This window comes from Phocaeicola coprocola DSM 17136 (assembly GCF_000154845.1).
GTDB classification, from domain to species: Bacteria; Bacteroidota; Bacteroidia; order Bacteroidales; family Bacteroidaceae; genus Phocaeicola; species Phocaeicola coprocola.
In genome coordinates this window covers 54,311-55,654 of sequence record NZ_DS981459.1, presented here as the reverse complement: position 1 = coordinate 55,654, position 1,344 = coordinate 54,311, and the positions used below count along the sequence as shown (strand labels likewise).

At 44.7% G+C, this 1,344-nt stretch carries 3 pseudogenes; 2 read left to right on the top strand and 1 reads right to left on the bottom strand.

The features are described 5' to 3' along the window. Positions 1-570 (top strand): annotated as a pseudogene (locus BACCOP_RS05730) (IS1380-like element IS615 family transposase); the annotation flags it as partial. 172 nt (positions 571-742) lie between these two features. Here BACCOP_RS05730 and BACCOP_RS20645 read toward each other — a convergent pair. Next, a pseudogene (locus BACCOP_RS20645) lies at positions 743-895 on the bottom strand (rRNA adenine N-6-methyltransferase family protein); the annotation flags it as partial. A gap of 190 nt (positions 896-1,085) precedes the next feature. Between BACCOP_RS20645 and BACCOP_RS20390 the strand changes: the two are divergent. Next, positions 1,086-1,344: pseudogene (locus BACCOP_RS20390) on the top strand (IS1380 family transposase); the annotation flags it as partial.

The window sequence follows — 1,344 nt, the reverse complement described above, 5'->3', positions numbered from 1 at the left end:
CGCCACCGCTGCTGCTCGCTCTATGATGACATCTTCGCGCTCAGAGGGTGGAAGAAGGAAGAGATAAACGGCATCGTGTTTGAGTTGAACTCCATTCTCGTTGAGAAGTGGAAGGGCAAACCGTATCGCCTGGTAATCCAAAGACAGAGACGCATGGGCAGTGGACCGGACCTGTGGGAGGGGGAATATACATACCGCTGCATCCTGACCAACGATTACGAATCATCCATGAGGGACATCGTGGAGTTCTATAACATGCGCGGTGGCAAGGAACGCGTCTTTGATGACATGAACAATGGGTTTGGATGGGACAGACTGCCTAAATCCTTCATGGCGGAAAATACCGTGTTCCTGCTCCTGACGGCACTGATACGCAATTTCTACAAGGCCATCATGCAAAGGATTGAAGTGAAGAAGTTCGGGCTCAAGGAAACCAGCCGTATCAAGACGTTTGTCTTCAAATTCATTTCAGTACCTGCCAAGTGGATTAAGACCGCAAGGCAATGTGTGCTGAATATCTACACCGACAACCATGCATATGCAGAAGCCTTCAAAACTTCTTCCGGATGATTTACATCACTTGATGGCCACTGATTGCGTATTGCCTCAAGTCGCTTTATGGGGTAAGGGGATGGTATGCGCATTGAAACGGACGCGAGGACTTAATGGTTATCTTACGAATCAAAAGTCCATTTCTCTTTATGTAGGTAGCACTTCGGGAATGGAGTTGCGGATTTAAGGATAAATGAACAGTAAGAAACCCCTTGCCTGCCCCAATATCTAAAACCGTATCCTGATTACTTATATTTGCTTGTCTTATTGCATCTTTTATTAGCACTTTATCAATAGTAAAGTGCTGACCCGTAAAACGAACGGGCAATTTCTTTTTTGTCATTAGTAACTTCTTACAGGTGAATACTTGAATTGTTCCTTTCTGAATTTTCCTAAACCTTAATTCCGCAACATAATTGATAATTATTTTTATAAGTTCCTGAGCAACATTTTGTTGCCCAGGTTTTTGCCATGTCAGCGTTTTCACTTACCTTAGTGTTGCGAATCCAAAGACAAAGAAAACCGCAACAGGCATGGCAAAGGTAGCAATAAAATCCGAAAGACTCACTCCTTTTGGAGGCATATTTCCAATCATGGAGCAATTTACCTCCCTTCTCTCCTCTACAATTGACTCAACACTTGGGTTGAGATGCAAACTCTATGGTTATCAATACAGCGAAATCATCCGCTCCCTCCTATGCGTTTACTTCTGCGGCGGTTCTTGCGTTGAGGATGTCACCGCCCACTTAATGAGTCATCTTTCCCTTCACCCCACACTCCGCACCTGTAGCG